The following is a 22,573-nucleotide window of genomic DNA, read 5'->3' on the forward strand; positions in this document are numbered from 1 at the left end:
CAACATAGAGAAATAATGTCAGATGAAAAAATGATGTACAACTTATATAATTTTATGGTGAAACGTGTATAATGAATGAGTGTATAAAAAAGGAGAGATATGTGTGAATGCGCAAGAACTTTTTCAACATATATTAATGAAACAAGTAGTTGGAACATTAGATAGAGAAATAGATGATATCACAACAGATTCTCGCACGGCTAGAGAAGGAAGTATCTTTGTAGCGTCTAAAGGCTATACAGTGGATAGTCATCGCTTTGCACAAAATGTTGTAGCACAAGGTTGTAAAGTGATTGTTGTGAGTCGTGAACTGGAATTAACAGGTGATGTAACACAAGTGATTGTGACTGATACATTGCGAGTGGCAAGTCATCTTGCTCATCGCTTGTATGACTTCCCAAGTAAAAAGATGACAACAATCGGCGTGACGGGAACAAATGGTAAAACATCAATCGCTACGATGATTCATCATATATTCCGCAAACTGAATAAAGGCAGTGCTTATTTAGGGACAAACGGCTTTCAAATAAATGAGCATGTCACAAAAGGGCAAAATACGACACCAGAGACGGTATCCCTTACTAAAAAACTACATGAAGCGGTGCAAGCAGATGCAACTGCGATGACATTAGAAGTTTCATCGCATGGATTGAGCTTAGGGCGGTTGAGTGGTGTTACTTTTGATGTTGCGATATTTTCAAATTTAACACAAGATCATTTAGACTTTCATGGGACAATGGAAGCATATGGTCATGCGAAATCGTTGTTATTTAGCCAGTTAGGTCAAGATGTGTCACAAGCTAAATATGCGATTGTGAACAATGATGATGCCTTTTCTGAGTATTTACAGTCGGTCACACCATATGAAATATTTACATATGGAATTGAACAAGATGCACAATTTATGGCGAAAAATATTAAGGCAACGTTACAAGGTGTTACTTTTGACTTTGTTACGCCTTTTGGGACGTATGTTGTTAAATCACCTTATGTTGGTGAATTCAATATCGCAAACCTTATGGCCGCGATGCTCGGTGTATGGGCAAGTGGCGAAAGTTTAGAGCGAGTGACACAAGTTGTTGAAACGCTAGAGCCTGTTGAAGGGCGACTAGAGGTACTTGACCCATCATTACCAATTGATTTAATCATTGATTATGCACATACCGCAGATGGCATGACAAAGCTAATCGACGCAGTACAACCATTCGTGAAACAGAAGTTAATCTTTTTGATTGGTATGGCGGGAGAACGTGATTTGACGAAAACGCCAGAAATGGGTCGTGTTGCTTCACGTGCAGACTATGTCATTTTAACGCCTGACAACCCAGCAAACGATGATCCTAAAATGCTGACGGCTGAGTTGGCAAAGGGAATGACCCATGATAACTATGTAGAATTTACAGATCGTGCAGAAGGTATCCAACACGCTATTGAAATGGCAGAACCGGGCGATACGGTTGTCTTGGCATCCAAAGGGCGCGAACCTTTCCAAATTATGGCTGGCCATGTGAAGGTACCACATCGTGATGATTTGATTGGTTTAGAAGCGGCCTATGATAAGTTTGGAGGTCGTCCAGATGAAGATTAGAGAAAGTCACAGTGAAGGATATTCAGCGAAAGTGTTTATTTATGAGAACAAAAAGGAAGATTATTTTGTCGTTGCAGTGCCAGACTTACATTGGTCTATGATGATTGATGATACGTTATTTGGCGAAGCGCTGACAGAGCACCTCATGATGCACTTATTCAATGTACTTGATGAAGATGAAGCAGAAATATTAGCGTTACGCATGACGCAATGGATACAAGAAACATAGATTAGAAGGAGTTTTGAGATGAGTATCAAAGATGAAGTATCAGCGCGTAAAACCTTTGCGATTATATCGCATCCCGATGCTGGGAAAACAACTTTAACAGAGAAACTACTATTTTTTAGTGGTGCGATTCGTGAAGCGGGAACAGTTAAAGGGAAAAAGACAGGTAAGTTTGCGACAAGTGACTGGATGAAGGTGGAACAAGAACGTGGGATTTCTGTAACGAGTTCTGTCATGCAGTTTGATTATGATGATTACAAAATTAATATTTTGGATACACCGGGGCATGAAGATTTTTCGGAAGACACATACCGTACTTTAATGGCGGTCGACAGTGCAGTGATGGTGATTGACTGTGCAAAAGGGATTGAGCCACAAACATTGAAACTATTCAAAGTTTGTAAAATGCGTGGGATTCCAATCTTTACGTTTATTAACAAATTAGACCGTGTCGGTAAAGAACCTTTTGAATTATTGGACGAGATTGAAACAACATTAGGAATCGAAACATATCCGATGAATTGGCCGGTTGGTATGGGTCAAAACTTCTTCGGTATTATTGATCGCCATGAGCGTACAATTGAACCATTCCGTGACGAAGAAAATATTTTACACATCAATGAAGATTATGAATTGGAAGAGTCACATGAGATTGCAGATGATAGTGCCTTTACACAAGCGATTGAAGAATTAATGCTTGTTGATGAAGCGGGTGAATCATTCGATGAAGAAGCGTTAAAAAATGGTGACTTAACACCCGTATTCTTCGGGTCAGCCCTTGCAAACTTTGGTGTCCAGAACTTCTTGAACGCATATGTAGACCATGCACCTATGCCACATTCACGTCAAACAGAAGAAGATATGGAAGTGACGCCATTCGACGAACAATTTTCTGGGTTTATTTTCAAAATTCAAGCGAATATGGACCCAAAACACCGTGATCGTATTGCATTTATGCGTATCGTAAGTGGTGCATTTGAACGTGGTATGGACGTGAAGTTACAGCGAACAGGTAAGAAATCTAAAATTACCCGATCTACAAGTTTTATGGCGGATGACAAAGAAACAGTGAACCATGCGGTTGCTGGAGATATTATTGGGTTATATGATACGGGTAACTTCCAAATCGGAGATACGCTTGTAGGTGGCAACCAGAAGTTCCATTTCAAATCACTGCCACAGTTCACACCGGAGATTTTTATGAAAGTATCACCGAAGAACGTGATGAAGCAGAAGCACTTCCATAAAGGAATTGAACAGCTCGTACAAGAAGGAGCAATTCAATATTATCAATCGCTGCACACGAATCAAATTATTCTTGGTGCTGTTGGACAGTTACAATTTGAAGTGTTTGAGCATCGCATGAATAATGAATACAACGTTGATGTCATTATGGAACCAGTTGGCAAGAAAATCGCACGTTGGATCGAAAATGAAGAAGACGTGGAAGATAAAATGAACTCAAGCCGTTCCATTCTTGTAAGAGACCGCTATGATCATAAAGTCTTCTTATTTGAAAATGACTTTGCGACACGTTGGTTCGAGGAGAAATTCCCAAACATTAAATTGTATAGCTTATTGTAATGAGCTAAGTCATCATTCATTTGTGTTCTGAGAAACCTATCTCAAAGCTTGAGTCTCAATCTCTTGTGCAAAACTTTTAACTAGGATTTGTTGAGTAAGTCTGTTATACTACTAAAGCATAAATTGAATACCTATGACAGCTTATGTCAGAGGGGAGTAACTTGGTTAACGTAGATATACGTTAATAGCACTTTATCGTCATTACGAAGTATGGACTTCCGGTAAAGTGGGCATGGCACATGCTAAGTGAGACCTTTGCTATTTATTTAGCATAGGTCTCTTTAATTTTGTAAAAAGTGACATCATAATGTCGATGAAAAAGAGGAGGGATCTTTGATGGATCCAAGTTTAATTTTATCTTATGGATGGGTTGTCCTCGTGTTAGTCTTCTTAGAAGGTTTACTCGCAGCGGATAACGCCATCGTAATGGCGGTTATGGTAAGACATTTACCACCGAAACAACGTAAAAAAGCACTGTTTTATGGTTTATTAGGTGCCTTTGTATTTCGTTTTTTGGCACTGTTCCTCATCAGTATTTTAGCAAATTTCTGGTGGATCCAAGCGCTAGGAGCAGCATATCTATTATTCATGTCAGCCAAGAACCTATACCAATTCTTTAGTAAAAAAGGTGCCGATCATTCGGGTGACGATATCAGTGATGACGCCTTTAATTTTGACAAAGAAGTTAGTCCAAAAGAATTCTGGGGCACAGTAGCAAAAGTTGAATTTGCGGATATTGCATTTGCAATTGACTCAATGCTTGCGGCACTTGCAATCGCAGTGACATTGCCTGAGATCGGTATTCATTTCGGCGGTATGGATGCCGGACAGTTTGGTGTGATGCTGACTGGTGGCTTAATCGGTGTTATCTTAATGCGTTTCGCTGCGACATTCTTTGTTGAATTCTTGAATAAATATCCAGGATTAGAAGGAGCAGCTTTTGCCATTGTTGGTTGGGTCGGTATCAAGTTAGTGATTCTTGTATTAGCACACGAAGATATCGCACTTATCCCACATGACTTCCCACACTCAGCAACATGGCAAATCATTTTCTGGGTTGTTATGATTGGACTTGTTGTTTTAGGCTGGTTCACATCAGTTGTGAAGAACAAAAAAGAAAATTAAGTATGTGATTTTAACACACGTATCCTAAATAGATGCGTGTGTTTTTTTAGGTTAAAAGTGTATTTCTTAAATCTTTGTGATTAGATTAAAAAAATAATTCAATATCGTGCCTTTTTATGTTAAGTTTTTATGAGAGATAAGGAAATATTACGGAATTTTGAAGGTGTATGTGGCATAATAGTAACAAAGGTATTAAAGGAGGGCGCGCAATGGATCAAGAAAAAAAACAGGTGATCCCGCGACGATCTTATAGGCGAAAACGTCGTGAATTTTTCCATAATGAAGAGCGTGAAGCAAGAATTAAAGAACAACAAAAGGCAGATGCATTAAAAGCTGAGAAAGAAAAAGCGCAAGCCAAAAATAATGAAGAACGTGTGAAAGATAACTTGCGGAAAGCCCGTATTGAAAAGCTGACACATGAGGAGAAAAAGACGAGTAAAAAGATTTATAAAGTGAACCCAACAAGTAAGTCTGCGGAATCAGTCAATGTTGATTCAAATCAACAACAAGTTGAAGAAGAACAACCGTCTAATGAACAGTTGCGTATTCAACAAGACTTGTATAAGCAACAAGCAAACGATATTCAACGTGAAAAACAAGAACAACAGGAAAAAGATACAAAAGACACAACAGTAGATGAGACAACATCAACAGATTCGAAAACACCACAACGTGTATCTAGTGAAAAGGAGGGGTGGCTTGAGAAGGTGATTCAATTTATTTCACGTGAATGGGCAAAAATCTTAGTCGTTCTAGGTGCACTGCTCATTTTAATTTTATTATTTTCTATTTTCAACATTGTGAACAGCAATGGCAATCAATCGACAGGTGCGATGGAAGAATCGCAATCAGCATCACATAAACAACTTGTTGGAGCCATGAAATATGCTAATGATGCCACTAAGTCTGTTGTAGCTGTTGAAAATAATCAAGAAGCAACACCGGAAACAGTCCAAGATGCAGAACAACAAGCACAAGTCCAAAATGAAAGTGGCTCAGGTGTCGTCTGCAAAAAAGTAGACGGCTTACTTTATATTTTAACGAATGCACATGTTGTTGGAGATAAAAAAGATCATACTTTGACATATGGTGATGACAAGACCGTAACAGGGACTGTGATTGGTAAAGATAAATGGTCAGATATCGCCTTGATGACTGTAAAAGCATCTAAGGTGGATGAAAAACAACTCAAACCATTTAAGAGAGGAAATGCAGAGAAGCTTGTATTAGGTGAATCTGTGCTTGTCGTTGGGAACCCTTTAGGTATGGACTTTAGAAATACAGTAGGTCAAGGGATTGTTTCAGGTTTAGATCGTAATGTTCCAATTGATATTGACAAAGATAATGAATATGACATGCTCGTTCATGCATTTCAAGTAGATGCACCAGTAAATCCGGGTGATTCAGGTGGTGCTGTGATTGACCAAGATGGAAAGTTAATCGGAATTGCTTCATTAAAAATTTCAATGCCTAATGTCGAAGGAATGGCATTCGCCATCCCAATCAATGATGCTGAAAAAATTGCAAAAAAACTCGAAAAAGATGGTAAAATAGATTATCCAAATTCAAAAATCAGCTTAAAAGATGTCTCAACCCTTTCACAAGGAGAACGCGCATCATATCAAATTGACGACAAAGTAAAAGAAGGCGCTGTTGTACAAGACATTGCCAAAGATAGTCCAGCCCGTCAATCTGGCTTGAAAACAGGAGATGTGATTGTCGCATTGGATGGTAAACCAACGAAAGATAGACTTGTTTATCGTCAGAAGTTGTATCAACATGTTGTTAAAGATAAACCAGTAAAATTAAAAGTAATACGTGATGGTGAAGATAAGCAAATCTCATTTGATCTGTAAAACGTTGGAGTGAATGACAATGTCAATTATTAACCAATTGTTCAAAAAATCCAGTCCACAACAGGGGATTGTAATGTACTATCTTTTTGCAATTGTTGTGGCATTCTTATTATTGAACTTGCCAGGTGTCCACAAACCAGGCGTTCACGTCGCACCCATCGATACGTTATTTGTCGCTGTATCGGGGGTGAGTGTGACAGGTTTGACGCCAGTTAATATCTCTGAAACATATTCAGCATTTGGGTACATCGTCATATTATTCATATTGAATACAGGTGGTATTGGTGTGATGGCGATTGGTACTTTACTATGGGTAGTTCTAGGGAAACATATCGGTATCCGTGAGCGTCAGTTGATTATGTTAGATAACAACAAAGACTCAATGAGTGGGACAGTTCGATTAATTTTTGATATTATCCGAGCAATTTTGGTGATTGAATTTGTTGGTGCACTGCTACTGACATTTTATTTCTATCGGGATTTGAACAATATACAAGAAGCCATCTTGCAAGGTCTCTTTGTCTCCATCTCTGCAACGACCAATGGTGGTTTAGATATCACGGGAGACTCACTTATCCCTTATGCCAATGATTATTTCGTTCAAACAATCGTTATGTTTCTCATTATTTTAGGGTCTATTGGCTTCCCAGTTTTATTAGAGATTAAAGCTTATATTAAAAATAGAATTCCTAACTTCCGATTTTCACTCTTTACGAAAGTAACAACAGTGACATATCTCGGTATTCTTATCTTAGGAACACTTGGTATCTTGTTAATCGAAACAAATGGAGTATTCAAAGGAGAATCGTGGCACAAAACGTTCTTTTATGCGCTATTCCAGTCCGTTACAACGAGAAGTGCAGGCTTGCAAACGGTGGATGTCGCACAGTTCTCTGATGCTACGAACTTGTTAATGGGTGGTTTGATGTTTATCGGTTCCTCACCAAGTTCAGTCGGTGGGGGGATTCGTACGACAACATTTGCGATCTTGGTATTGTTTATTTTGAACTATAAGCCGAATGCTGAACGCTCTGCGATTAAAGTCTTTAATAGAGAAATACATGTACAAGATATTCACCGATCGTTTGCTGTGTTTATTCTTGCAGTGTTCTTCACGACTGTTGGGATATTCACAATCATGTTGAATGAAGCTGGGCACATTCAGTTTATTCAAATTTATTTTGAAATCATGTCAGCCTTTGGAACATGTGGGTTGTCAACAGGCATTACTTCCGAACTGGGCAATATCTCTAAAGTTGTATTAATGATATTGATGTTTGTCGGTCGTGTTGGTTTGATTTCATTTATCATTATGATTAGTGGTAATCGAGAAGTAACGAAATACCATTATCCGAAAGAACACATACAAATTGGATAACGATAAACAGACACAGAGAGAGTTGTGCAATTGTTACACGAAGCGATAGTGCTTAGTCAACAAGGGTACGACTCTTTTTGCAATCCATATATGTTCAGTTGAAATGCTTATGGTAAAATGAAAGCAATCATGAAATGGATGATAAGATATTAATAAAAGGTGCGTGTTGCGTAATGCGTCAAAATGATGAAGTACGAATTCAAATATTAGCTACATCTGATATGCACAGTCGTATACTAGAAGGCGAAGAAGGTGCCTATATTTATAGAGCAGGTACATATATTAACGATGTGCGTGCGCATAATCCAAATGTACTGTTATTAGACAATGGTGGGAGCTTAGCTGGAAGTATTGTTTCTTTTTACTATGCAATTGTTGCGCCATACAAACGCCACTCAATGATTAAATTGATGAATGCATTGAACTATGATGCAAGTGGTATCAGTGCAAATGACTTTAAATTCGGATTAGATTTTTTGAACCGATCTGTTGCATTATCACGTTTCCCTTGGCTGTCTGCAAATATAACGTATGCGATGACGAAAGAGCCATACTTTTCAACACCTTATCTGGTAAAGACATTTGAGGGGGTTCGAGTGGCAGTCGTAGGTCTTACATCTGATAAGATGGTACGTCATGAGAATATTGAGATGGAACAGGATATTGCAGTGGAACATGCAGTTACAGCATCCAAACGATGGATTCGCTATATTCATGAAGTGGCGGAACCAGACTTGTTAATTGTGTTGTATCATGGAGACTGTACAAGAGAACGATATGCAGTTGAAGGAGACGTTGAGAACCAAGCACAAGCAATTGTGAAAGAAGCGGGAATGGTTGATTTAATGATTACTGGACATCAGTTTGAAACGATGTCAGATGATGAAGGTCGAACAGCCTTTGTGCAAGCTGTACAGAATTCAGATCAACTTATCCATATAGACGTTAAGTTTCGTAAGCGCCGTAACACGAACGAACTCCTAGCAATTACACCTAAAGTGGTAGAGTTAGAAGCATATGAAGAAAGTCAGGAACTGTTGAAAATCACACATTATGATCGCAAAGCCATTCGAAAATGGAGTAATGAAGCAATTGAATCGAAAAACTTTCAATTTTCCTATCCATCATTTTCCGTATTGTTACAAGAGCGCCATCCCTTCATACAGTTGTTGAGTGATGCAATCCAGTATGCCATTCCTAATGACATCACATGTGTTCATGTGCCGTTACCAACATCTGCACAACTAGAAGGTATCGTGGCACATCAAGATATTTACCACACGTATCCACATCCTGATAAACCATTAGATATTGCTTTATCAGGAGCAGATATTAAAAAAATGATCGAGTATTCAGCAGCAAAGTTGATTGTTAATCAAAAACAAGTGACCATAGACGCAAAACAAGATCCAACACTTTATCAATTTTGGACTGGTTTTGACTATACAATTGACATGTCACAACCAAAATATCAAAGAGTAGTGGCATTTGGCTTGAACGAATCTCATTCATATCGTGTGACAATGACTGATTATTGTTATCGCCACTATCGCAAACAGTTGAAGGATGTTACCATTCATCAGAGTGCAATGATGACAATGCCAGAACTTATTAATGAAATATTGCGTCAAGATAAATCTTTGTTAGTAGAAGAAAATAATGTATCTATTATAGGATACGAATAAGAAGGTGTAATTGAAGATGAATGTAACTGTTACAGTAAGAAAAGCTACACGTAAAGAAGCAGTAAAAGGTTTGGTTGCATGGAGTATTATTGCACTGAGCATCTATTTTGTCTTTATCAAGTAGTTTGAAAATATCCTTGAGTCGTCTTATTGAAAGAGCGTATTTTGGGCCACATCTACATAGGTGTGGTTTTTTTATGAAGAAAAGGTGGATTATATTGATTAAACGATTTTAGACCTGTATAGGAATAAATGTAGAACAGAGAAGCTTTTTGTACTTTTATCGTTACGTTCATCGGTTTAGTCATTGAAATTGTTAAATTAGACGACAAAAAATAACCATTCACAACTTTTGGCAGAGTAGGTAGAACAAAAAGTCACTGTCTTTTTAACGGTCTTATCGGGCATGTTGATGCATGTCCCACTTCATATTTTGAATTTATATCATCAGTCTTAACCATCATCTTAATAGGTTGCGGTTTTATTTTAAAATGTAATTAGAAATACAATAAAAAGGAATAACCATGTGATATCCGTTCTGTTGACAGATATTGCATGGTTATTTATTTGGAGAATCGACTATTAAAGAATAAAAATGAAAGCATCTAAAAATATTAAGTTTTCAATTAAAATAAAATTGCTCGTTGTTCAATTATTTATCCAAATCGATTGCACCTTTAAAAGGCGGTGCGGCAATCCAATCCCAATTTAATGGATCTTCATATTTCCACTCAAACACATAAAGTAAACCATCATGTATATCTAATACGCTTACATACGCATCGAATTCAATTGTTTCTCCTGGCTTTGTTTCTAACACGCCTAATGGATTCGTCTCATAGCTTTCTGATATTTTTTTGCCATCTTTTTTAACGTTGTTTATATCTAAAATGTTCATATCTGAGCTGTAACCACTATCAGTAGTTGGCTTCTTTCGAATAATTGATTCTAAATCTTTACTGAAAGGCGCTTGTTTAGATATAGAGGAATTATTTTTATAGTGTATGGTTAATTTAAGAATACCATCATCAAGTTTTTTACCTTCTGGTGAGACGCCAGTTCGATAGTTTCCTAAAGATAATTTTTGACCATTTCTATCAGTTTTGGTTATGCCAACGCTCTTTATACCATCAGAGTCAAAGGTCTCTACTTGATACTCTAAACCATTAACTGCTTTTTTCTCAATATCTTCCGCAGAATATTTTTTAGCAGATTTGACGCTAATTTCTAAATTGGGGTTCTTATATGTTTCGCCAATTTTGATGTTTTCTACATTGAATGCATAATGTCTTTTGATGTTTTCATCATCAGGATCTTGCTCGTTAGTGTATTGTGGTAAGTATTTATCATTTTTATCATCGTAGGTTTTTGTGAATTTGTGTGATCCACTATGATTGGCTGATTCAAGTGCCTTTATGACTTTATCTTTATCTTTTAAATGAACACTATTTCCTTTCTCATAGTTCTCCAAGCTTTGTTCAGAGAGATCTTCCATTTTGTAAAACTCACTATATGGAAGTTCTTTGAATTCTTGCTTTGTCATCGCATGCTGTGTTTGGTCAGCTTGTTCTGTCTTTTCAGCCGAATTATCATTATTACTACACGCTGTGAATAAAAGAGTTGTTGCAACCATACCTGCTACAATACTTGCTCGTTTAATACATTTACTTCTCAAAATAATTCGCTCCTTTATTAATATAGTCATATACTTAGTATATATATCTGTAAAAATTTCGTAAATAGTATTTTGTACTAAAAATTTTTTGATTAAAGTCATTTTGTATAATGAAAATAAGCCACATCACACACAAATCAGTTACGTTAACAGAACATCTACCTTCAAGGTGTAAATGTTCTGCTAACTTTTTTTATTTATCCCTTGATTTCTATCATGATATTGTTATAATAATATTTGTGTTAAGAAAAGTTCATATTAATCCACAGTAGCTCAGTGGTAGAGCTATCGGCTGTTAACCGATCGGTCGTAGGTTCGAGTCCTACCTGTGGAGCCATGGAAACGTACTCAAGTTGGCTGAAGAGGCGCCCCTGCTAAGGGTGTAGGTCGCGAGAGCGGCGCGAGGGTTCAAATCCCTCCGTTTCCGTTAAAAAAAGCACTATCGTATGATAGTGCTTTTTTGTATTCAGTGAAATAGAGACAACTTTATAGAGTCTTAATCTTTTGTGGTGGGATGGTATTATGTGCTGTCTCACTTTTTAAATGCTAAAAAGGCGCATATGTCTCTATCGTTTAAAATACTAAATTAAAATAAACTGGAGACATGATGCGCCTATAAAAAATAATGTTTAGAAAAATAGAAAAAAGAAGTTTTGTAGGGAATTTGAATGATGTTGAAAAAGTGTAGTTGATGACTAATAGCTTTTAAAAGGGGGATCTTCTGCAATCTTTTGAGGGTAATAACGTTGTTCAGCATTGAGAGCGAGACGTATGTCTTTAAGTGTCTTAACAAATTCACTCACAATATTTATTAATTCTTCTCGTTGTGTTTCAGTGTATCTTTTAACAAGTTCACCTGCTTCAATCTCTTGACGTAACAGAATATAAGCAAGATGTATGCCATTTTGATATTGATGAAGTAGGGTGTATTGAGAGACATTCACGATAAGTGTATGACCGCCATGCAGATAAACTTTTGATTTACCCGTTTTGTAGTGTTCAATTCGACGAACATACTCGACATTAAACCAACAGCTTTGTTGAACTCGGTCAGAGTGTGTGGAGAAAAAAGTAACAGTCTTGGCTTCTGGAAGAAAGAAAGGGGGCTTGCTTGAAATACCGGTCAGTGTTTTAACTTCAGCTTTGATATGTGAATAAGTATTGTAACGATAGCGACATGCCAATTCTATTAAACGTAGTGGGCGCATGTTTTTAGTTTTTCGCTTGCCATTGCTATATAGAAGTTCAGTTCGTGTGAACATTCCGTCCGATCCACTAATCGGTTTGATGACCATAACGTTTGGATCAATGACATGACTTATTTGATTTTGTTGATTCATAAGGTATCATCCTTTCAAATTATTGCTCTTTCTTTATAAAATTAATTATAAAACGTAAGGGCGGTTTGTCAACAAAGGAGTCAGAAAATTTTAAATAAGAATATTTTATTTTTATTGTTTCTAAACTTGAAAAAATTCAGAAAACTTATTGCATTTTGAATTTGCTTTCGGTATACTGTGTATTATCAAAAACAAAACAACAATTTGAGGAGGAGTCATCATGAAACATAAAATTGATGTAAAGGAACAAATACTCGTCAACCCGATGCAAGCAGTTAACAGATTAGGTGCAGAACTCGTTATTGAGGCGGCACTTAGACATCACAGAAAGGCAGAATTAGAGCAGTTGATTGACAAGGCTTTATTAAATAAAAATGAAGCAGATTTTATGATGTATACTAATGAATATAATGAGTTGGAGGCGCAAAACATTGTCTAATTCCTCGAGTCATTCCATGAAAAAATAAACAGGACCATTCACCACGTTATTGATGAATCGTCCTGTTATTTTTATACCATTAAATCAATCAATTCATCTTTTGGAATCGCACCGAAATAATGATGGATATCATAATCTCTTAAAGCTTCATGAATTGCTGGCTTTTGGTGTGTAACGCCTTCAAGTGCGCGTTCTAATTCTTCAATATTTCCTTCTCCAAAGAAGTCACCGAAAATTTTAGCATGCTCAATTCGGCCTTTTTTCACATCTAACTTAATTTGAACAAAGCCTTTTTCAAATTTATGTTCACGTTCAAAGTTATACTTTGGATTTTTACCGTAATTCCAATCCCACGTACGATATTTTTCATTTGCTAACTGCTCGATGTTTTTCCAATCTTCATCACTTAATGGATATGTTTCAACGTCCGAGTCACCAAATAGTTGTTTTAAGATAATTTCTTTAAATGTATCAATATCAATAGGTTCATCTAAAAATTCGACGATATTTGCGACACGTTTACGTACAGATTTGACACCTTTTGATTGTATTTTCGCAGGATTTACTTTTAATGCATTTTGTACTTCATCTAGTTCGCTGTTTAACATCAATGTTCCGTGACTAAACATACGGTCTTTCACTTTTACCATTGCGTTACCAGAAATTTTTGCTTGTCCGACTTGGATGTCGTTGCGACCTGTCATTTCTGCTTGAACGCCCATTTTATTCAATGCATCAACAATGGGTTGTGTGAATTTTTTAAAGTTATGGAAGCTTTGGCCGTCATCTTTTGTGATAAAGCTGAAGTTTAAGTTGCCGAAGTCATGGTATACAGCACCGCCTCCAGATATGCGACGTACAACATCAATATTATTTTCATCAATATAAGATTGATGGACTTCTTCAATGGTATTTTGGTTTTTTCCGACAATGATAGATGGTCTGTTTATATAGAATAAAAAATAACTTTCATCATTATCCATCGGTACATTTTTCAGTACGTATTCTTCCATAGCAAGATTCAGCGTGGGATCTGTATTGTTATTGTTGCTGATAAATTTCATCGTTTTACCTCTCCTTTACTCCCATTATGCCCTTAAATATAGTTATGCACCATTTTCCAACTTTTTTCCAATAATTGAACTTTGATGTTGTAATATTATGGCTAAATCATAAAAAATGACGGAAATAGTTTATTTAAGATGTAAACTTTAGTACAATATAGTCTAGTTAATTTCTAAGGGGGCGAATGTGATGACAATAGCAGAAGTAGGCGACATTGTAGAATTTCATGATGGTCTGAAAGGTAAAGTCGAAAAGATCAATGATAACTCTGTCATTGTTGATTTAACAATTATGGATAACTTTGCGACACTAGACTTACCTGAAAAAACAGTCATCAATCACAAACGTTATAAAATTGTAGAGCAAAAAGGATAAGGTATTATGAAAACAATTAACAAGCCGCTACTATGGTTTATTTCAAGTTTTATTGCTTTTCACATCATATTAATGATTATGTGGGGACAACATAACGTCTACTGGCAATTGTATACAGGCATCATGCTAATTGCGGGTATTAGTTATGTGTTCTATCAGCGTGATATTACTTCAAAAAGACTTCTTACGTCGATTGCAATAGGCTTAGTAACAGGTGTGATACTCGTACTCATCCAAGTCGTATTCTCTCTCATGACGAAAGATTTAACGTATTTATCGTTGATCAAACAGTTGTCGCGTACAGGCGTGTACTTTAAATGGCAAATGTTGGTGACTTTGCTATTCGTCATGCCATGTCACGAACTGTATTTGCGCTCAATTCTTCATAAAGAGTTGGACCGAAGATTCCATCATGCATGGATCAGTATTTTAATCTGTGCCATTGTGTCTAGTACATTCTTTATATACTTAGATCGTTGGTGGATTGTTGCCTTTATTTTTGTATGTCAACTCGTATTAGGTGTGAGTTATACTTACACAAGACGTATTGCAACAACTACAGTTGCGCAAATTGTAGCGGTTGTTATTTTATTAATATTTCATGGTTAATGGGGCATATGCCAACCATTTACTTTATCTTAATTTATAAATACGGATTTTTGAACCCGAGTCAGGTGTTCAAAAATCCGTATTTTTATCTCTCCATTTCATTCAATGTGACAGAGTTGATTGAAATGGAGTGTCACGGGTTGATGGGTCTGTGTGCCCGTAATTGTCAAAGTTTGATTTTGTGAATGAATACTTAGAATAGATCCTTCGATTGTATGTATGGCACCCTCTGACCAGTACTGAAAGACACCAGATGTATGAGTAGATAACTTAAGGTGTAACATGTAATTCAATTCATATAGCTGGTCCTCACTGAGAATAGGTTGTGGCTGTTTGTGCTGTGATTGTTCAATTTTTTTTAAGCATTCGAATTGTTCGGTTAAGGTAGCAAAAGGCACCCATTTTACGATACCACGTCCTTTAGGAATGTTCGTATTCAAATATTCTCTCGGTATTTTACGATAGTCTGTCTCATATTGATAATGTTGGGGTAGAGTTTTATCTTTCATAGCTGTCACCTCAATCACCATTATAGAACGCATGTTCCTATTTTGTGAAGTGAAAGAACGTATATTCGCTTTATGTTGAAACAATTATTTAAAAAATGGAGGGAATTAGGCTACAATAAAGACGTATTGTTATTTAGAAACGGAGTGTATACAAATGATTCGATCGGCAGAAGTAAAAGACCGACATGCTATTGCAAAGTTAACATATATGATTTGGAAAGATATGGAGTTAGAAATTGTAACACGTTACTCAGAACCGCAAGTGATTGCAGCGATTGAAGAGAGTACAGTAAAAGCACACTATCGCAATCATTTTAGCCATGTGTATGTTTATGAAATAGAAGATGAAGTGGCCGGCATGATTATTGCATATCCTGGTCGCCATGAACAGGCATATGAAGCTGCTTGGGAAACACTTGAAGCTGCGCAAAAACTCCCGTTATCAACGACAACGCCTTTACCGGTTATGGAAGCGGATGTGACGGACACGTATATAGAGTCAGTAGCGACATTTCCACAATTTCGTGGACGTGGTGTTGCTAGTAAGCTTCTCAAATATTTGGTGCAAAGTGAACCAGGGACAATATGGAGCTTAAATTGTGACCATGATAATAAAGGAGCATTTTCTCTTTATAAAAAACTAGGATTTGAAGTAAAGTCTGAAAAGAAACTTTATCATCATCATTATTACTATATGACATATGTAAGCGAGGCATCGTTGAATGTTAGAACTTAAAAATATAAGTTATGAATTTGATAAACAGCCAATCATTCAAGACTTATCGATGTCAGTGCAAAAAGGAGAAGCTATTGCTGTTACTGGACCGTCTGGTAGTGGGAAAAGTACGTTATTACGACTCATTGCTGACTTGATTAGTCCGACGAAAGGAACATTGTATTTTAATCATCAGCCCTATGACACGTATACACCAGAAGTATTAAGGACTCGAGTGAGTTATTTATCACAAAGTATTGCATTATTTGGTGAGACAATTGCTGATAATTTGAGTTTCCCATCCATTGTGCGAAAAGAGCATTTCGATAAGCAGCGTGCACAGGAACTTTTGGAAGCAGTAGGATTGGGTCATTATCAATTGTCAGATCGTGTGCAGCGAATGTCCGGTGGTGAAAAGCAGCGTATCACTATCGCACGACAGCTCATGTATCAACCTGATGTTTTATTACTAGATGAAGCAACAAGTGCATTGGATCATCAAAATAGTATTCGTGTTGAACAACTTATCTTTGATTATGTTGCAAAAGGGACAACTGTTCTGTGGATTACACATGATGATGAACAAAGCCATCGCCATTTTGATAGACAGGTTGTAATAAAAAACGGGGTATTACATAAGGAGGTGGCGCTCACATGATGAGTACGACTTCGCTTGTCTTAACAGCGCTATTATTGTTAGTACCTATTACAATTTCTTATAAAGAACGATTGTTTATTGCGAAAGATTTAATCATTGCAGCCGTCCGTGCTGTAATCCAGCTTGTCATTATTGGCTATATGTTAGAGTTCGTATTCAAACTGGAAACAACTTGGATTGTATTGGGATTGATTCTTGTCATTATGATTAATGCAGCAGCGAATACGATTAAACGCGCATCATCTATTATGAAGCATGTTTTCTGGATTTCATTTACTGCGATTATGTCGGGGGCACTCATCTCTTTAGGAGGCGTGTTATTGACGGGTGCAATTAGTATGAAACCGAATGAATTGATTCCTATTGCAGGAATGGTTGGAAGTAATGGAATGATTGCAATTAATTTAAGTTATCAAAACTTGGATCGTATTTTTACAAAAGAGACGGCAGCTATTGAAGCGAAGTTGTCATTGGGTGCAGAACCAATTCTTGCAGCTAAAGATGCTATTCGTGAAAGTATCAAAGTAGCAATTGTTCCAACGATTGATTCAGTTAAAACTTATGGGTTAGTGTCCATTCCCGGAATGATGACTGGATTAATTATTGCAGGTGTGCCACCGTTAGAAGCGATAAAGTTTCAATTGATGGTTGTATTCATCCATACAACAGCAACGATTATCTCTGCATTTGTGAGTACATATTTGAGTTATCGCCAATTTTTCAATCATCGTCATCAATTGATACAAATGAATAAAGTCACATAAAAAAGAGGCACATCCTATTATGATGAGAATAGGATGTGTCTCTTTGACATCTTGAGTATTAAACACCACCGAGTAATGCACTAATATAAATACCAAGTGCATATAGTAGTCCGAAGAATGTATTGGTCTTACCTGCAGCCGCCATCGCTGGCATCATTGTCTGTGGCGTATCATTTTTACTGAAACGACGATATACTTTGACTGGCATTGGGAAGCTCAAAAGCACTAATAAATAGAAAAGTGAGCCGCCGTCTTTGAAGAATACTGTAAAAATAACAAATAAATAAGCAAATACGTAACAAGCCGCTAAAAAGTATAGTGAACCTTGTTTGCCTAAAAGGATAGGCAAAGTACGTCTGCCACTTTGTTGGTCTTTTACTCTATCACGAATATTATTTGCCATATTGATGAGTCCGATTGTAATGACGATTGGAATACTGATCCATACAACATAGCCTTGGACGTTACCCGTTTGGATAAAGAAGGTGATTAAAATAATAAACATACCCATAAAAACACCTGAAAATAACTCGCCTAAAGGTGTCCATGAAATCGGAAAAGGACCGCCTGTATAAAGGTAGCCAACAGCCATACAAAGCAGACCTACCGGAATTAACCAGAATGATGTTTGAGCGGCTAATAGCAGCCCGAGCAAAGCAGCGATAACGTAAAACGCGATTGCCAAGTTGAAGACGGATTGCGATGACATACCGTGACGTACGATAGCACCCCCAATACCGACTGATTCATGATCATCTAGTCCCTTTTGATAATCATAGTACTCATTGAACATATTCGTTGCAGCTTGAATGAGTAGACAAGCCAATAACATAGCGATTAAGCGTAAGAGCGAGAGATGATCCTCACTTCCCAACATAAACAGCTTAGCAGTAGCTGTTCCGACTAGTACAGGAACAACAGATGCTGTTAGCGTATGTGGACGCATTAATAACCAATATTTGTGTAAAGATGAATGTTGCTTAAATTGCGTGCCCATATAGATTAAAACCTCGATTATTAGTATTTATGATACAGAATTAGTATAGAAAAGATTACATTTTAAATCAATGCAAACTTTAATGTTTCAAGTTCTTAAGCACACAACACGTCATAAAAATGTTAAAATAAAATGATGAAAAAAATTAGATGATTATGACGAAAGAAGTGAGAAAGAGATGACTGTTGACGCACGTGAACAGGCAATCAAAGAAGCCATCAAGCAAGCGACCGAACAATGGGTTTCTGTTGAAGTTAAATTATCGCATGCCATTGATCCGATGACATTGTTTGATGCGACGAAAGAAGCAGCAGGAAGTCGATTTTATTTTCGTTTAAATGATAATAAAACTGCATTTTTTGGGTATCGTATTGCAACTCAAATTAAAAATAAGCAAGTAGATAAGCAAGCGATTTTTAAGCAATGGCAAAAGCTTAGACAAAATATATTATTTGTAAATCCTGAAAATGAAAGACATCACCTGAGACTTTGTGGTGGTTTTCAATTTTCAGATCAACGGACAGACGATGTGTGGCAAGCATTTGACCAGCATCATTTTATTTTGCCGGAAGTACTTATTTCACAAGTAGACGGTGAAACGTTTTTAACTTATACAGTAGAACGCAACACATTTTCGATGGATATGTTCCTGCGCTTAATCGAACGGTTTGAAGGGTTAACACCACTACGAGAAACGAATGACATGCCGGAAGTATTGCATATTGAAAATGTTCAGCAACAAGAATGGCAAGATTTAGTTGAACGCACAGTGGAACAGTTAGCAAATGATGAAAAGATTGTGTTATCACGCCAACGAAAAATAAAGTTTTCATCACAAATACATATCGATACGATTTTACAAAACGCACTGCGCAATGAGAAAAATAGTTATTTATTTGTGATAGAGGCAGGAACAGATACATTTATTTCACAAACGCCAGAACAGCTCTTTCGTGTGCAAGACGGAATGTTATCAACAAAGGCGGTTGCAGGAACGCTTCATCGTACGCAAAATAGTGCAGAAGACGCCAAACGTCTGCAAGCATTTTTGCAAGATGAGAAAAATCTAGGAGAACATCAAATTGTTGTGAATAGTATTCTTGAAGACATCCAACCTTTTGTTAAAGAAGCAACATACGATGCAACACCTAAAATTTTAAAAAATGATCATCTCTATCATTTATTCACTGAGATAGGTGGCCCTCTCGAAGGCCATTCGCATATGTCATTAGTGGATGGATTACATCCAACACCTGCATTAGGCGGATATCCAAAGTCGATGGCAATGGCCTATATTGATGAACATGAGCATGCGGCACGTGGTTTGTACGGTGCACCAGTTGGAATGATTGATGCATATGATGATTGTGAATTTATTGTTGCGATTCGATCGATGTTATTGAAGGGAGACGAAGCAATACTTTATGCAGGTGCTGGTATCGTCAAAGCGTCAGATCCAGCTGCCGAAGTTGCGGAAACAGCTTTGAAATTCAGTCCGATGATGGACGCGTTAGGAGTGACAGATATTGGATAAACACCAACAAAATCTCACAGAACAAGTCTTTCATTTTGCTTCTGAATTATATGCATATGGCATTCGTGAAGTCGTGATCAGTCCAGGGTCACGTTCTACACCATTAGCAATCGCTTTTGAATGTCATCCAGAAATTAAAACTTGGGTACATCCGGACGAACGTAGCGCTGCATTCTTTGCGCTCGGTTTGATTAAGGGGAGTGACAGACCGGTTGCGTTACTCTGTACATCAGGAACAGCAAGTGCTAACTATGTGCCGGCAGTAGCAGAAAGTGATATTAGTCGCTTGCCACTCGTTGTCTTAACAAGTGATCGCCCACATGAGTTACGTGGTATCGGTGCACCACAAGCGATTAATCAAGTGAATATGTTCGGAAATTATGTCCGATATCAATTTGATATGCCACTGGCAGACGGTACAATCGGATGTATTGAAACCAATCAATATCAATTAGAACGTGCGAGTCAATACTTTGATGGACCACAGCAAGGACCGGTTCATTTCAACTTACCATTCGCAGAACCATTGACGCCTGACTTGTCACGTAAAGATTTATTGACGACGCACACATATGTCCCGACACATTACCAAAAAACAATGGATCCAACAGTGTTAGAGAAGACGTTACGACAACCTAAAGGCTTAATCATTGTGGGGGATATGCAACATCAAGATATTTCTCAGGTTTTAACATTTTCAACAGTATATGACTTGCCGATTTTGGCAGATCCTTTGAATAGCATACGCAGCACAAAACATCCTAATGTCATTGCGACTTATGATTTATTGCTAAGATCTGGTCTTTCTCTAGATGTTGACTTTGTCATTCGAGTTGGCAAACCTGTTATTTCTAAAAAGTTGAATCAGTGGCTCAAACAAACATCAGCAGAACAAATTCTAGTACAAAATGGTGCGGATAGAGATGCTTTCCCGAAAAAGCCAGACTACTTCTTTGAGATGTCAGCGAATGACTTTTTCAGGTCGTTAGAAACGATACCAACTGCATATCGTAAAAAGTGGTTGAACGATTGGCAAACATTAGAACAACAGGCACGTGCTGAAGTAACAGCAATACAGAGACATGCGACAGGAGAAGCGGCTTATGTCAGTCGTCTTTTGGAGAAGCTTGGCAAAGATGATTGTTTATTTGTCAGCAACAGTATGCCAATTCGTGATATTGATAACTTATATTTTGATAATGAAGCACGTATTTATGCTAACCGTGGGGCGAATGGCATTGATGGTATTGTATCGACAGCGCTTGGTATGGCAGTTCATCGCTCCGTGACGTTATTGATCGGTGACTTGGCACTTTATCATGATATGAATGGCTTACTCATGTCAAAACTGAATGATATTCAAATGAACATTGTTTTACTAAACAATAATGGTGGTGGGATTTTCTCATATTTACCACAAAAAGAGCAGGCACCTGAACACTTTGAACGTTTGTTTGGAACGCCGATGCATCTGGATTTTGAACATGTTGCTTTGTTATATGGTTTTGGTTACCAGCAGATAACCGACTTGGATACGATGTCTTATATGAAGTTACCTAAAATGACATCCCATTTAATGGAAGTGAAGACGAATCGAGAGATGAATCATGAGATGCATCAACAACTTTATCAATGTTTGGGTGAGGTAGCCAATGTTACATTATAATTGGTATCCATCACAACGACAGACGAAACAGACGCTGGTGATGTTGCATGGATTTATTAGTGATCAAACGACCTTTGGGCAACATATTGAACCATTGACAGAGGACATTAATTTGCTGCTCGTAGACTTACCGGGACACGGTCAGGATACATCGTCGACAGCAGTCATTTGGGATTTTGAATGGATTATCACACAGTTGCATGAATTATTGTCACGATATAGTGAATATGACTTATACTTACACGGTTATTCAATGGGAGCACGTGTAGCACTTGGTTATGCAACAGAGTACGGTGAGATGTTATCTGGGCTAATCCTAGAAAGCGGGTCACCTGGACTTCGAGATGAAGAAGCTCGTGTCGAACGCCAACAAGTGGATCGTGCACGTGCACGTGTATTAGAGTTGGCAAATCTTGAAGTATTCGTCAATGATTGGGAGCGATTACCATTATTTCAATCGCAACAATTTTTACCATCACAAGTGCAACAACGTATTAGACAGATGCGTTTATCACAGCAACCAGAACGACTTGCAAAAGCATTAGTAGATTACGGCACAGGCAACATGCCGAATCTATGGCCGCGATTAGCAGATATTCCATGCCCAGTACAAATCATAGTTGGGGAGTGGGATGAGAAGTTCGTCTCGATTGCTGAAGCGATGAAACAGCACTTTGTACAAGCAAATATCAACATTGTCCCTGAAGTTGGACATACAGTTCATGTGGAAGAATATGAAAAATTTGATACAATAATACTAGCATTTATATTAGCTAACTAGAGGA

21 protein-coding genes, 2 tRNA genes, 1 pseudogene and 1 riboswitch are annotated in these 22,573 nt (G+C 37.4%); of the genes and pseudogenes, 19 read left to right on the top strand and 5 right to left on the bottom strand.

Features of this window, described 5'->3' with window-relative positions; all coding sequences use genetic code 11:
* The first annotated feature begins 103 nt into the window (after positions 1 to 103).
* The 8 genes and pseudogenes from MUA51_RS03115 to MUA51_RS10860 form a co-directional block, all read left to right on the top strand.
* Positions 104 to 1,588 carry a UDP-N-acetylmuramoyl-L-alanyl-D-glutamate--L-lysine ligase gene (locus MUA51_RS03115; protein WP_262560416.1) on the top strand — a complete coding sequence of 495 codons (1,485 nt, stop codon included), beginning with the start codon at positions 104 to 106 and terminating at the stop codon, positions 1,586 to 1,588.
* Positions 1,578 to 1,817, top strand: coding sequence for a YueH family protein (locus tag MUA51_RS03120; protein WP_262560417.1), 240 nt, complete (start codon positions 1,578 to 1,580; stop codon positions 1,815 to 1,817). The genes MUA51_RS03115 and MUA51_RS03120 overlap by 11 nt, the downstream gene beginning before the upstream one ends.
* Before the next feature lie 18 nt (positions 1,818 to 1,835).
* Complete coding sequence (locus tag MUA51_RS03125; RefSeq protein ID WP_262560418.1) at positions 1,836 to 3,398, top strand: peptide chain release factor 3; 1,563 nt, start codon at positions 1,836 to 1,838, stop codon at positions 3,396 to 3,398.
* Positions 3,399 to 3,537: 139 nt separating this feature from the next.
* A riboswitch (yybP-ykoY riboswitch) is annotated at positions 3,538 to 3,642 on the top strand.
* A gap of 92 nt (positions 3,643 to 3,734) precedes the next feature.
* Positions 3,735 to 4,523 (top strand): TerC family protein, encoded by a 789-nt coding sequence (locus tag MUA51_RS03130; RefSeq protein ID WP_262560419.1) that lies wholly within the window; start codon positions 3,735 to 3,737, stop codon positions 4,521 to 4,523.
* Between the two features lie 209 nt (positions 4,524 to 4,732).
* The gene (locus MUA51_RS03135; protein ID WP_262560420.1) at positions 4,733 to 6,379 is read left to right on the top strand and encodes a S1C family serine protease; all 1,647 of its coding nucleotides are present in this window, start codon (positions 4,733 to 4,735) and stop codon (positions 6,377 to 6,379) included.
* Positions 6,380 to 6,398: 19 nt separating this feature from the next.
* The gene (locus MUA51_RS03140; protein WP_262560421.1) at positions 6,399 to 7,757 is read left to right on the top strand and encodes a TrkH family potassium uptake protein; all 1,359 of its coding nucleotides are present in this window, start codon (positions 6,399 to 6,401) and stop codon (positions 7,755 to 7,757) included.
* A gap of 173 nt (positions 7,758 to 7,930) precedes the next feature.
* Positions 7,931 to 9,442 carry a bifunctional metallophosphatase/5'-nucleotidase gene (locus MUA51_RS03145; protein ID WP_262560422.1) on the top strand — a complete coding sequence of 504 codons (1,512 nt, stop codon included), beginning with the start codon at positions 7,931 to 7,933 and terminating at the stop codon, positions 9,440 to 9,442.
* A gap of 273 nt (positions 9,443 to 9,715) precedes the next feature.
* Positions 9,716 to 9,781: pseudogene (locus MUA51_RS10860) on the top strand (putative holin-like toxin); the annotation flags it as partial.
* Between the two features lie 313 nt (positions 9,782 to 10,094).
* On the opposite strand, the gene MUA51_RS03150 reads toward MUA51_RS10860, so the two are convergent.
* Positions 10,095 to 11,117 carry a hypothetical protein gene (locus MUA51_RS03150; protein WP_262560423.1) on the bottom strand — a complete coding sequence of 341 codons (1,023 nt, stop codon included), beginning with the start codon at positions 11,115 to 11,117 and terminating at the stop codon, positions 10,095 to 10,097.
* Between the two features lie 262 nt (positions 11,118 to 11,379).
* On the opposite strand from MUA51_RS03150, the gene MUA51_RS03155 reads away from it, so the two are divergent.
* Positions 11,380 to 11,454 (top strand) — tRNA-Asn (locus MUA51_RS03155).
* A 1-nt stretch (position 11,455) separates the two neighbouring features.
* Positions 11,456 to 11,544: transfer RNA gene (locus tag MUA51_RS03160), tRNA-Ser, on the top strand.
* A gap of 268 nt (positions 11,545 to 11,812) precedes the next feature.
* Here the strand turns inward: MUA51_RS03160 and MUA51_RS03165 are convergent.
* Positions 11,813 to 12,457 (bottom strand): competence protein ComK, encoded by a 645-nt coding sequence (locus MUA51_RS03165; protein ID WP_262560424.1) that lies wholly within the window; start codon positions 12,455 to 12,457, stop codon positions 11,813 to 11,815.
* A gap of 220 nt (positions 12,458 to 12,677) precedes the next feature.
* Here MUA51_RS03165 and MUA51_RS03170 point away from each other — a divergent pair, with 220 nt between their 5' ends.
* On the top strand, positions 12,678 to 12,896 hold the full coding sequence (locus MUA51_RS03170) for an IDEAL domain-containing protein (RefSeq protein ID WP_262560425.1): 219 nt from the start codon (positions 12,678 to 12,680) through the stop codon (positions 12,894 to 12,896).
* Between the two features lie 71 nt (positions 12,897 to 12,967).
* Here the strand turns inward: MUA51_RS03170 and lplA are convergent, their stop codons facing one another.
* A complete protein-coding gene (gene lplA / locus MUA51_RS03175; RefSeq protein WP_262560426.1) occupies positions 12,968 to 13,960 on the bottom strand; it encodes a lipoate--protein ligase in 993 nt (330 codons plus the stop codon).
* A 190-nt stretch (positions 13,961 to 14,150) separates the two neighbouring features.
* Here lplA and MUA51_RS03180 point away from each other — a divergent pair, with 190 nt between their 5' ends.
* The gene (locus tag MUA51_RS03180) at positions 14,151 to 14,336 is read left to right on the top strand and encodes a YkvS family protein (protein WP_095116015.1); all 186 of its coding nucleotides are present in this window, start codon (positions 14,151 to 14,153) and stop codon (positions 14,334 to 14,336) included.
* Positions 14,337 to 14,342: 6 nt separating this feature from the next.
* On the top strand, positions 14,343 to 14,945 hold the full coding sequence (locus tag MUA51_RS03185) for a CPBP family glutamic-type intramembrane protease (protein ID WP_262560427.1): 603 nt from the start codon (positions 14,343 to 14,345) through the stop codon (positions 14,943 to 14,945).
* A gap of 98 nt (positions 14,946 to 15,043) precedes the next feature.
* Here MUA51_RS03185 and MUA51_RS03190 read toward each other — a convergent pair whose 3' ends face one another.
* Complete coding sequence (locus MUA51_RS03190; RefSeq protein WP_262560428.1) at positions 15,044 to 15,454, bottom strand: YolD-like family protein; 411 nt, start codon at positions 15,452 to 15,454, stop codon at positions 15,044 to 15,046.
* A gap of 154 nt (positions 15,455 to 15,608) precedes the next feature.
* Between MUA51_RS03190 and MUA51_RS03195 the strand changes: the two genes are divergently transcribed.
* The 3 genes from MUA51_RS03195 to MUA51_RS03205 are packed head-to-tail and all read left to right on the top strand — an operon-like array spanning position 15,609 to position 17,591.
* The gene (locus tag MUA51_RS03195) at positions 15,609 to 16,190 is read left to right on the top strand and encodes a GNAT family N-acetyltransferase (protein WP_262560429.1); all 582 of its coding nucleotides are present in this window, start codon (positions 15,609 to 15,611) and stop codon (positions 16,188 to 16,190) included.
* Complete coding sequence (locus MUA51_RS03200) at positions 16,177 to 16,827, top strand: ABC transporter ATP-binding protein (RefSeq protein WP_262560430.1); 651 nt, start codon at positions 16,177 to 16,179, stop codon at positions 16,825 to 16,827. The genes MUA51_RS03195 and MUA51_RS03200 overlap by 14 nt, the downstream gene beginning before the upstream one ends.
* Positions 16,824 to 17,591 (top strand): ABC transporter permease, encoded by a 768-nt coding sequence (locus tag MUA51_RS03205; protein WP_262560431.1) that lies wholly within the window; start codon positions 16,824 to 16,826, stop codon positions 17,589 to 17,591. Before MUA51_RS03200 ends, MUA51_RS03205 begins: the two co-directional genes overlap by 4 nt.
* Positions 17,592 to 17,649: 58 nt before the next feature.
* Here MUA51_RS03205 and MUA51_RS03210 read toward each other — a convergent pair whose 3' ends face one another.
* Positions 17,650 to 18,588, bottom strand: coding sequence for a 1,4-dihydroxy-2-naphthoate polyprenyltransferase (locus tag MUA51_RS03210; RefSeq protein WP_262560432.1), 939 nt, complete (start codon positions 18,586 to 18,588; stop codon positions 17,650 to 17,652).
* 178 nt (positions 18,589 to 18,766) lie between these two features.
* Between MUA51_RS03210 and MUA51_RS03215 the strand changes: the two genes are divergently transcribed.
* From MUA51_RS03215 to menH, 3 genes are read left to right on the top strand one after another with little or no spacing between them, the layout of a single operon-like run.
* Positions 18,767 to 20,122, top strand: a complete 1,356-nt coding sequence (locus tag MUA51_RS03215) for an isochorismate synthase (RefSeq protein WP_262560433.1) — start codon at positions 18,767 to 18,769, stop codon at positions 20,120 to 20,122.
* Entirely contained in the window at positions 20,115 to 21,788 is a 1,674-nt protein-coding gene (menD, locus tag MUA51_RS03220; protein WP_262560434.1) for a 2-succinyl-5-enolpyruvyl-6-hydroxy-3-cyclohexene-1-carboxylic-acid synthase, read from the top strand. Before MUA51_RS03215 ends, menD begins: the two co-directional genes overlap by 8 nt.
* Positions 21,775 to 22,569 carry a 2-succinyl-6-hydroxy-2,4-cyclohexadiene-1-carboxylate synthase gene (menH, locus tag MUA51_RS03225; RefSeq protein ID WP_262560435.1) on the top strand — a complete coding sequence of 265 codons (795 nt, stop codon included), beginning with the start codon at positions 21,775 to 21,777 and terminating at the stop codon, positions 22,567 to 22,569. Before menD ends, menH begins: the two co-directional genes overlap by 14 nt.
* Positions 22,570 to 22,573 lie beyond the last annotated feature (4 nt).

Source organism: Staphylococcus sp. IVB6214, from assembly GCF_025558585.1.
In the GTDB taxonomy this organism is placed as follows: domain Bacteria; phylum Bacillota; class Bacilli; order Staphylococcales; family Staphylococcaceae; genus Staphylococcus.

Excerpts from the sequence above, each read along its gene's own strand:
- MUA51_RS03120 (WP_262560417.1), top strand. The coding sequence starts at position 1,578 with ATGAAGATTAGAGAAAGTCACAGTGAAGGATATTCAGCGAAAGTGTTT.
- MUA51_RS03125 (WP_262560418.1), top strand. The coding sequence starts at position 1,836 with ATGAGTATCAAAGATGAAGTATCAGCGCGTAAAACCTTTGCGATTATA.
- MUA51_RS03130 (WP_262560419.1), top strand. The coding sequence starts at position 3,735 with ATGGATCCAAGTTTAATTTTATCTTATGGATGGGTTGTCCTCGTGTTA.
- MUA51_RS03135 (WP_262560420.1), top strand. The coding sequence starts at position 4,733 with ATGGATCAAGAAAAAAAACAGGTGATCCCGCGACGATCTTATAGGCGA.
- MUA51_RS03140 (WP_262560421.1), top strand. The coding sequence starts at position 6,399 with ATGTCAATTATTAACCAATTGTTCAAAAAATCCAGTCCACAACAGGGG.
- MUA51_RS03145 (WP_262560422.1), top strand. The coding sequence starts at position 7,931 with ATGCGTCAAAATGATGAAGTACGAATTCAAATATTAGCTACATCTGAT.
- MUA51_RS03165 (WP_262560424.1), bottom strand. The coding sequence starts at position 12,457 with ATGAATCAACAAAATCAAATAAGTCATGTCATTGATCCAAACGTTATG.
- MUA51_RS03170 (WP_262560425.1), top strand. The coding sequence starts at position 12,678 with ATGAAACATAAAATTGATGTAAAGGAACAAATACTCGTCAACCCGATG.
- lplA (WP_262560426.1), bottom strand. The coding sequence starts at position 13,960 with ATGAAATTTATCAGCAACAATAACAATACAGATCCCACGCTGAATCTT.
- MUA51_RS03180 (WP_095116015.1), top strand. The coding sequence starts at position 14,151 with ATGACAATAGCAGAAGTAGGCGACATTGTAGAATTTCATGATGGTCTG.
- MUA51_RS03185 (WP_262560427.1), top strand. The coding sequence starts at position 14,343 with ATGAAAACAATTAACAAGCCGCTACTATGGTTTATTTCAAGTTTTATT.
- MUA51_RS03190 (WP_262560428.1), bottom strand. The coding sequence starts at position 15,454 with ATGAAAGATAAAACTCTACCCCAACATTATCAATATGAGACAGACTAT.
- MUA51_RS03195 (WP_262560429.1), top strand. The coding sequence starts at position 15,609 with ATGATTCGATCGGCAGAAGTAAAAGACCGACATGCTATTGCAAAGTTA.
- MUA51_RS03200 (WP_262560430.1), top strand. The coding sequence starts at position 16,177 with ATGTTAGAACTTAAAAATATAAGTTATGAATTTGATAAACAGCCAATC.
- MUA51_RS03205 (WP_262560431.1), top strand. The coding sequence starts at position 16,824 with ATGATGAGTACGACTTCGCTTGTCTTAACAGCGCTATTATTGTTAGTA.
- MUA51_RS03210 (WP_262560432.1), bottom strand. The coding sequence starts at position 18,588 with ATGGGCACGCAATTTAAGCAACATTCATCTTTACACAAATATTGGTTA.
- MUA51_RS03215 (WP_262560433.1), top strand. The coding sequence starts at position 18,767 with ATGACTGTTGACGCACGTGAACAGGCAATCAAAGAAGCCATCAAGCAA.
- menH (WP_262560435.1), top strand. The coding sequence starts at position 21,775 with ATGTTACATTATAATTGGTATCCATCACAACGACAGACGAAACAGACG.